Genomic DNA, 8,683 nt, shown 5'->3' with positions numbered 1-8,683 from the left:
GCCTCTCCGGCTATCCCCGGGCAAAGGCTCGCAACACCCGCACTGTATTGAGGTGCACCGCCACCGTGTCCTGAACCTCCCGCCCGTAGCCGCCGCTCATGGTGGCGCAGACGGGAATCCCCACCTCACGACAGCTACCGATCACGTAGCGATCACGGGCCATGAGTCCCTCGAAGGTGAGCTTGAGCCGCCCCAACCGGTCGCCCTCGTGCGGGTCGGCACCGCTAAGGTACACCACCAGGTCCGGACGCGACTCGCGCAACACCTCGGGCAGGTGTCGGTGCAACAGCTCGAGGTACACGTCGTCCGTGGTGCCATCCTCGAGCTCAACGTCACGGGTACCCGGCACCTTGTGAAAGGGGAAGTTCTTGGCGCCGTGCATACTGAACGTGTACACGTCGGGGTCGCCGGCGAAGCAGCCGTGCGTGCCGTTCCCCTGGTGCACGTCGAGGTCGATGATGGCCACGCGGCGTACCTTCCCCTGCGCCTGCAGACGACGCACCGCCACGGCCACGTCGTTGAAGGTGCAGAATCCTTCCCCCCGATCGGGAAACGCGTGGTGTGTACCGCCGGCGAGGTTCATCGCCACGCCGTGCTGCAGTGCCGACTCGCTGGCCTCGAGCGTGCCCTGCACCACGCGAAAGGCGCGCTCCACGAAGGCTTCGCTCCACGGCAACCCGATACGCCGCTGCTCGGCGTACGGCAGCGTACCATTCACGATATGCGCGACGTACTCGGGCGTGTGCACGCGCAGCAGATCGTTCACATCGACCCGCTGTGGATCGTGCAGACGCTCCGTCGGGACGAGCTGCTCACGCAGTACTCCTTCGCGGAGCAGCGCGTATTTGGCCATCGGAAAGCGATGGCCATCGGGGAGTTCGATGGCGTAGCGGGAGGAGGACCACAGGTGAAGCATGGGGCGCAATTTAGTGGTGTTCCGCGGCGTCTCGACAACTGCCGTCTGCCGTCTGCTGTTAAGTCGCCCGCGACGCACCCTGCCCCTCAACCACAGGCGCCTCCATCTCCCCCGTAATCTTCCGCCAGTCCTCCTCGTGTGTCTCACTCCGCTCGTCCGCCGGAATGATACCGAGGTCGTTGAGCATGAGCCCCACCGCGTCCGGTACCATCGCGGGCCACAGGAACACCCCGCTGATGCGCACGAGCGGCCGCGACGCGCGACCGCTCCCCGCGTACTTGCGGCGCGCCCACAGTTCGTAGAACACCGTGAGGGCGCCGCCGAATGCCGCGAAGACGCTCCACGTAACGAGCGCTTCGCGCAGCGGCAGATCGATCAGCATCCAGGCGAACACCCCGTAGCTGAGCGCGAGCCCCATGATCCCCATGCCTTTCCGCAGCGCCGCGTTGAGCACCACGCATGCGGTGGTCCACAGCAGCACGCCGAAGAGCACGATGGCCCACATGAGATTCACGAACAGGAAGGTCATGTGCGCGAACATGCAGTGGGGTACGTCATCGTGCTAGCACAGCAAACCGGATCTCGGCATGCGCATTCGCGCGAATGACTGAAGACTGAAAGCCGAAAGCTGAAAGCTCCCCCGTAGCTCACGTGATCTGCGGGGGAGCTCTCAGCTTTCAGCTCTCAGCTTTCGGCGGAGCTGCGTATCACTTGCCTACCGACGTTTGATCGATCTCCGCTACCATCCGCTTGTAGTAGCGCAACTGCGACCGCTGATCCGCCGTCGGCGCCCCCGTCCAACCACCAACGGCCCCGTACAGCGTCGACAGTCGCGACTGCAGCTCACTCGCCTGACGCTTGAGGTCGCGCGTGGCCGCATCGGTGCCACTTAGCCCGCGCACGCGCGTCGTCACCTCGGCGAAGCTCGCCACCGTCGCCGCCACGTCGCGATGGAACGCGGTCCACGCGGCACGCTGCACCGGCGTGATCGTCACGCGCGGATCCTCCTTCACCACCACCTTCTTCTCGACGGTTCGGCCGTCGTGCATGAGGCGCACGGTGTAGGTGCCCGGCAGCACCAGCGGGCCCGGCGTGGTGGGACGCGGCCCTTCGTCGTCGTCTTCGCCACCACCGCTGCGCACCGGCAGATCGGCGTAGCGGAGGTTCCACACCACACGGTTGATGCCGCGAGTCGCTGAGGGCGTGAGTGTCTGGACGAGACGGCCAGCGTTGTCGTGCACCGTGAGCGTCACCTTCGCGCCCTCGTCGCGCACCCAGTAGTCGACCAGCGCACCGTTGGCGGGGTTCTGCCCGCGGAACACCAGGTCACCAGCATGCGGACGCAGGTTGGTCGTACGGATCTGATACGCGGGCTGCATGCTGAACAGCTGCGCCGGCGTCTGCACGACTTCTGGCGTCATTTCCTGCAGCGCGTTCAACTGATCGAGCACCCACACGCCACGCGCGTGCGACCCGAGCACCAGCGCGTTGTCACGCGGATGGATCACGAGGTCGTTATAGGGCATGAGCGGCATGTTGGCCCGCAGCGACAGCCAGTTTCCGCCACCGTTCGGCGAGAAGAACACGCCGAACTCCGTGGCGAGGTACAGCAACTTCGCGTTGCGCAGATCTTCGCGAATCGTGCGCGCCACCCGGTTGGCCGGCAGATCGCCGTCAATCCGCGTCCACGTAGCCCCGTAATCGGTGCTGCGGTACACGTAGTTGGCCATGTCGTTGCTGCGGTGGTTGTCCGCCGTCACGTACACCGTGCCCGCCGCATGATGACTCGGCTCCACGCCGGCGAACCACGAATCCTTCGGCAGGCCGGGGAACTTCGTCTGCGCATCCGTCCACGTGGCACCACCATTCCGCGAAATGCGGAAGCGCCCATCATCGGTGCCCGCGTACAGCAACCCCTTCACCAGCGGCGACTCGGCCAGCGCCGTCACCCCCGGGAAGTACGGCACACCGTCGTCGAGCGACAGCGTGTTCTCACTCGGCTTGCGCCCCATGAGCGGCAGCGTGCTGCGATCGACCCCCGTGGTCATGTCGCCAAGGCTCTTCCACGTGAGGCCACCATCCTTCGACGTGAACAGATGCTGCATGCCCACGTACAGCGTGTTGGTGTCGTGCGGCGAGACCACGATGGGCGAATCCCAGTTGGCCGGGTGCATGGCGTTGCCGAGGACCTGCGTGGCGCCGGGCTTGCCCCACGTCTCCCAGTTGCGACGCCCGCCGATGCGCCCGGTGCTGTCACCCGGACGCAGATCCTGCACCTGCCACGTACGGGTGTCGTTCTTCTGGAGGCCGAGGAACTGCGACGCCGAGTACACCGTGCGCGGGTTCTTCGGATTGGGCACCACCCAGAAGCCATCGCCGCCGCAGAGCCGCGACCAGTGCTCGCTAAGCACCCCATTGGTGGTCCAGCTCGCGCTCGGCCCCATCCAGCAGCCGTTGTCCTGCAGGCCGCCGTACACGTTGAAGGGCACGGCATTGTCCACCGCCACGCGATAGAACTGCGAAAGCGGCAGCGACGCGACGAACAGGAACGAGCGTCCACGATCGTAGCTGATGCCGATGCCGCCGTCGTCGAGCTTGATCACGTGACGACTGTCCTTCGGATTCACCCACACGAACCGATCGTCACCGTGCGTGGTGGTACGCGGCGCCGTGAACGTCTTGCCGCCATCGTCACTGAACGAATACGCGTTCAGCATATAAATGCGCTTGTCGTCGTTCGGATCGATGGTGGGCTGGCTCGCGTACATCGGACGCGGATTCCAGTCGCTCAGGAAGGTCCACGTCGCGCCGGCGTCGTCGCTGCGATATAGCCCCGCCTTGCGCTGGATATACGCCGTGCTGGCATTGTAGCGCGCGCCCTGCTCGATGCTCACCACAAGCACGCGCGGATCCTTGCGATACACCGCAATGCCGATGCGCCCGTACTCGCCGCTCGGCAACCCGTTGCCGGTGATCTTGCGCCACGTATCGCCACCATCGGTGCTCTTCCAGAGGGCGCTGCCGGGACCACCACCGTCGAAGCCGTAGGCGCTGCGGCGGCGCTGATACGTGGCAGCGTACAGCACGTTCGGATCGTTCCAGTCGATCGCCACATCCGTGGCGCCGGTGTCCTCGTCGCCCTTCAGCACCTGCGTCCACGTACGCCCACCGTCGGTCGTCTTGAAGAGGCCGCGCTCACCACCCGGGCCCCACACGCTGCCCTGCGCCGCGACCCACGCGATATCGGGATGCGTGGGGTGCAGCTGAATGCGCCCGATGTGCATGCTCGTGCGCAGTCCCATGTTCGACCACGTCTTGCCGCCGTCGGTGCTCTTGTACACACCATCGCCCCACCCTACGCTCTGACGGTTGGCGCGTTCGCCCGTACCCACCCAGATGATGCGCGGGTTGGGCTGGAACACGGCCACGTCGCCGATGGAGTGCACGGGTGCGTCGAAAATCGACGTCCAGTTGATGCCGTTGTCGGTGGTACGCCACAAACCGCCGGTCGCGCCGGCCACGTACATCGTGTACGGATTGGATTCGACCACGTCCATGTCCACCACCCGGCCGCTCATCGAAGCGGGGCCGATGGACCGGAACTTGAGGCCGCCGAGATCGGTGGCACGATAGGGAGCCTGGGCCGTAAGCGGCGCCGAGGCGGTTGCGCACAGCACGGCCGTGGCAACGAGTCGGAAGATCGGGCGGGTCAGCATGCGCCGAATATGCTGCGTAAGTTGGGAGTACGCTGCGGCCGACCCTCCGGCCCCGCCGCCTGCTTCCCGCCCCCCCTGCTCCCTGAGCCGATACGTGAATTCCACACGTCTACGCACGCCCAGCCTGCTGCTCGCTTTGGCCCTCAGCAGTACCCTCGAAGCCCAGAATCGCCCCGCCACGAAGACGGCCGACGTGCGCAGCGGGCGCACCGTGTGGTCCGACGAGGGTCCGGCCACCTGGGCCCCCAGGCCCACAGAGAACGCCATCTCGGCCAACGACCTGCGCACGCGGCTCTACCAGTTCGCCGACGACTCCATGCTGGGGCGTCGTGTCGGCGAGGTGGGCAACTACAAGGGCACCGAGTACATCGCGAAGGAGTTCCAGCGCCTCGGCCTCAAGCCGGCCGGCGAGAACGGCGGCTATTTCCAGGTGCTGCCATTCGGCCCCATCGGCTTCGATCCGACCGCCAGCACGCTCAGCGTGAACGGCAAGGCGCTCGCCCCGAAGAAGGACTGGATTCCCACCGTGCCGACGGTAGCTAATGGCTTTGGCGGAACCGTAGAGATCAACGGGGTGCCCGCGGTGTATGCCGGCCAGTGGGGTGACTCCACGGCGATGATCGACGCGAATGCCTATCGCGGCAAGGTGATCGTGTTCAGCGCGGCGCCGTCACAGCAGCGTGTGGCGTCGAGCACAGGGGCGCCGGTGAGCTTCGTGAGCTGCGCCGACGTGCCCGACAAGTTCGGGGCCAACGCCGCCATCGCCGAAGAAGCACGGCAGCGCGCCAACCCCACGGCGCCGCCGGCGCGACGGGCGGTGCCCACCACGATGCGTGATCCGCGGGCCACCGGTGCCGGTGCGGTAGCCGTGCTGGTGATCGGCCTCGACGACATGGCGCCGCAGGCGGTCGACGCCGCGTTCGCGCAGCCCATGGGCATGCGTCCGGCGCAGCCGCTCAACGCCAACGCGCCCGGCGCGGCCACCATCTCGCGTGCGGCCGCGGAGCAGTTGTTCGGCAAGAAGATGGGTGACCTGCGCGTCGGCGATACCAGCGCGCCCATCTCGGCGAGCTTCAAGCATCAGTGGCGCATGTCCCCCACGCCAGCCCGCAACGTGATTGCCGTGTTGCCGGGCAGTGACCCCAAGCTCGCCGGGGAATACGTGCTGGTGGGCGCGCACAACGATCACGTGGGCGTGAACAGCGTAGTGGTGGATCACGACTCCGTGCGCGCCTACAACATGGTCGTGCGCCGTCAGGGATCGAATGACCCCGTCTGCACGCCCACGGCCGAGCAGCAGCGCAAGATCGATTCGCTCATCGCGCGGGCCCGCAGCATCCGCCCGGTGCGTCGCGACAGCATCATGAACGGGGCCGACGACGACGGCTCGGGTACTGTGGTGATGCTCGAGGTCGCCGAGAAGTTCGCGAAGGAGAAGACGGGCCGCTCGATCATCTTTGTTTCGCATCAGGGCGAGGAAGGCGGCCTGCTCGGCTCGCGCTTCTTCACCGACAACCCCACCATTCCGCTCACGAGCATCGTGGCGGCGCACAACATGGACATGGTGGGGAAGGGGCGAAACTGGCAGGTGAAGTACGGTGGCCCCAACTCCGTGCAGATGCTCGGCGCGCGCCGGCTGTCGCGCGAGTTCGGTGACATCATCGACTCGGTGAATGCCAACAGCCCCGAGCCCATGGCCATCGACAAGAGCTGGGACGTGCCGGCCAACCCGCTCAACCGGTTCTGCCGCAGCGATCAGGTGAACTACGTCCGTAAGGACATTCCCACCGTGTACATGTCGCTTGGGTACGCGGTGGATTACCACCAGCAGACCGACGAGCCGCGGTACATCGACTACGATCACGCCGCCCGCCTTGGACGCTTCGTGCACGACGTGATGACGGCCATTGCCAACCGGCCGAACAAGCCGGCGATCGCCGGGCCCGACCCCACGATGCCAACGTGCAACCGTTGACGATAGCGTAGGTTTTCACGCTCATTGCAGGACCCGGCGTTTTCACCGCGCGTGCAGCCGCGTTGACAGAGAATCAGCGGCGGCGCGCGGTGTCTACTTGGTGGTCCACTGCGCGCAGCCCGTCGTGCGGCGGGTATCGGCGAGTTCGAGAATACGCCAAGCCCCGGCGTCGTTGCGCACCAGCAGGAAGTGGTCCACACCGCAGTGCGAAAAGCGCGGACCGGCGAAAAAGCCGTAGTCCACCCACACCGATGCCAGATCGCCGTCGATCTGCACCCGAGGATTGGCGATCCGCTCATCCCAAACGTCGGAATGTGGCGTGCCCACCGACTTGGCGAAGTTGTCAGCCCCGATCTCCACGGTAGTCGCGCGGGCGCCGTTGCGCGTGGATACGGTGATCATCCGCACCCGCGGATCGAATACCGAACGCACGACACTCGAATCGGCTGAGCGCATGCCATCGAAGAGGCGCGTGACGACGGCCATCACCGCACGGCTGTCCGCTTCGGCCGCAGCAGGGGCCTGCGCGCCGAGCACCGGTGCGGCGAAAAACAGGGTCGTGCAGCACGCCATGGTGAGGGAGCACCGCACGCGGGAGATGATCGACATCACGAGTAGGGGTCGAAAGGAAACGAGAGGGAATTGCCGAAGTTCGGTCCGTGCATCATCGTAGCGAATCGCTCCGTTGCTGGCCATCCAACGTGTCCGTCATGCCGACTCTCATCCTGCGCGCGCTCGTCAGCGCCTCGACCTTGCTCTCCGTGGTTGCGGCGGGCTCTGCCTCCGCTCAGTCACTCAAGCCCGTGGGGAGTCTGGCCGGCGGCAATCCGGTGGCCCTCGAAACCAAGAGCGTCAAGCGCGTCGGCGGCGAGGTGATCGCCACGTTGCGCACCACGTTCGCCAAGCCCGCCAAAGCGCCCGGCGGCGAGTGGTTCGGGTCGCGGACCGTGGTGGCGGTGCGGTGTGCCACCGGCACCGTGGCCGTGAAGGAGAACCGCTACTACGGCGACGCGAAGTTCACGAAGGTGGCCAGCGAGAAGATCGTGAAGATTCCCGGCTACGCTCCTCCGGTTCCGGGCTCCGTACCGGCGCTCGCGCTCAAGGAGCTGTGTCCGGTCAAGTGAACAGGCGCTGATTGGGCGCGATGGTGTTCGGGCCGGCGCGGACTTCCGCGTGTATCAGGCGCCCGTGCAGGCGCCCATGCACGCCGCCATGAACGACGCCAGTTTCTCCGCGTCCAGCGCGCCCGATGTGCGTACGCCGGTGCACAAGTCGAGGCCGTAAGGGCGCACCGTTGCGATTGCGTCGCGCACGTTGTGGGCGCGCAGGCCGCCAGCGAGCCACACCGGCACGTCCACCGCGTCGCGGATGCGGCGACTGAGCTGCCAGTCGTGCGTGCGGCCCGTGCCGCCGAGCTCCTTCACGGCGAGCGATACGTTGCCGGAGTCGAGCAGGATCGCGTCGACGTGTGGCGCGACCTGCGCCGCGTAGTCGACCGACTGCTCGTCGGCGACGTGCACGACCTGCACCAATCGCACGGTTGGCAGCAGCATGCGCACATTAGTGAGCGTACTCACCGGGAGATGATCCACGAGCTGCACCGTCGTGGTCCCGCAGCGTGCGTGCTGCGCCGCAATCGCCGCGGCGTCGTGGAGGCTGGTGAGCAGAAAGGTCTCGACGCCCGCCGGTACCGTGGGCGCAATCGCCGCGATGCGCGCCTCGCTGATCACCCCGGGGCCACTCGGCATGTGCGACACGAGGCCGATCGCCGACGCACCAAGGGACACGGCGAGGGCGGCTTCCTCGACGGAAGCGATGCAGCACACCTTGACCTTAACGGCGGGGGGACAGCGGAGGGAACAACGGGAGACAGCGTCATGGGTCATGTCTCACAACGTTCTGGTTACCGCGATCCGAGTAACGGCGGGTACCAACGGTGTTGACCGCGGTTACTCGGTGTGCAGTCATCATGACGCCGTTCATCTCATGACGCCGTTCATCACATGACGCAGTAACACGCAGTCACCCACGCCCCTACCGCCGCAGTTCCAGCGAGTCGCGCACGGTGAGTAGCGC

7 protein-coding genes are annotated in these 8,683 nt (G+C 66.3%); 2 read left to right on the top strand and 5 right to left on the bottom strand.

The genetic code is table 11. The features are described 5' to 3' along the window. Positions 1-10: 10 nt before the first annotated feature. The 3 genes from ACIQ6O_RS09425 to ACIQ6O_RS09415 form a co-directional block, all read right to left on the bottom strand. Positions 11-916, bottom strand: coding sequence for a histone deacetylase (locus tag ACIQ6O_RS09425; protein ID WP_396207535.1), 906 nt, complete (start codon positions 914-916; stop codon positions 11-13). A 58-nt stretch (positions 917-974) separates the two neighbouring features. Next, entirely contained in the window at positions 975-1,457 is a 483-nt protein-coding gene (locus ACIQ6O_RS09420) for a hypothetical protein (protein WP_396207534.1), read from the bottom strand. A gap of 166 nt (positions 1,458-1,623) precedes the next feature. After that, positions 1,624-4,632, bottom strand: coding sequence for a WD40/YVTN/BNR-like repeat-containing protein (locus ACIQ6O_RS09415; RefSeq protein WP_396207533.1), 3,009 nt, complete (start codon positions 4,630-4,632; stop codon positions 1,624-1,626). A 94-nt stretch (positions 4,633-4,726) separates the two neighbouring features. Between ACIQ6O_RS09415 and ACIQ6O_RS09410 the strand changes: the two genes are divergently transcribed. Beyond that, positions 4,727-6,607 (top strand): M28 family peptidase, encoded by a 1,881-nt coding sequence (locus tag ACIQ6O_RS09410; RefSeq protein WP_396207532.1) that lies wholly within the window; start codon positions 4,727-4,729, stop codon positions 6,605-6,607. Between the two features lie 93 nt (positions 6,608-6,700). On the opposite strand, the gene ACIQ6O_RS09405 is transcribed toward ACIQ6O_RS09410, so the two are convergent. After that, positions 6,701-7,216: a nuclear transport factor 2 family protein gene (locus ACIQ6O_RS09405; protein ID WP_396207531.1), complete on the bottom strand. Its 516-nt coding sequence runs from the start codon at positions 7,214-7,216 to the stop codon at positions 6,701-6,703. 101 nt (positions 7,217-7,317) lie between these two features. Between ACIQ6O_RS09405 and ACIQ6O_RS09400 the strand changes: the two genes are divergently transcribed. Beyond that, entirely contained in the window at positions 7,318-7,731 is a 414-nt protein-coding gene (locus ACIQ6O_RS09400; protein WP_396207530.1) for a hypothetical protein, read from the top strand. A gap of 54 nt (positions 7,732-7,785) precedes the next feature. On the opposite strand, the gene ACIQ6O_RS09395 is transcribed toward ACIQ6O_RS09400, so the two are convergent. Next, on the bottom strand, positions 7,786-8,493 hold the full coding sequence (locus tag ACIQ6O_RS09395; protein WP_396207529.1) for a phosphoribosylanthranilate isomerase: 708 nt from the start codon (positions 8,491-8,493) through the stop codon (positions 7,786-7,788). Positions 8,494-8,683: the final 190 nt, after the last annotated feature.

The sequence above is a fragment of the Gemmatimonas sp. genome, from assembly GCF_044345575.1.
Lineage (GTDB): Bacteria > Gemmatimonadota > Gemmatimonadetes > Gemmatimonadales > Gemmatimonadaceae > Gemmatimonas.
This window is presented reverse-complemented; position numbering and strand designations above follow the sequence as displayed.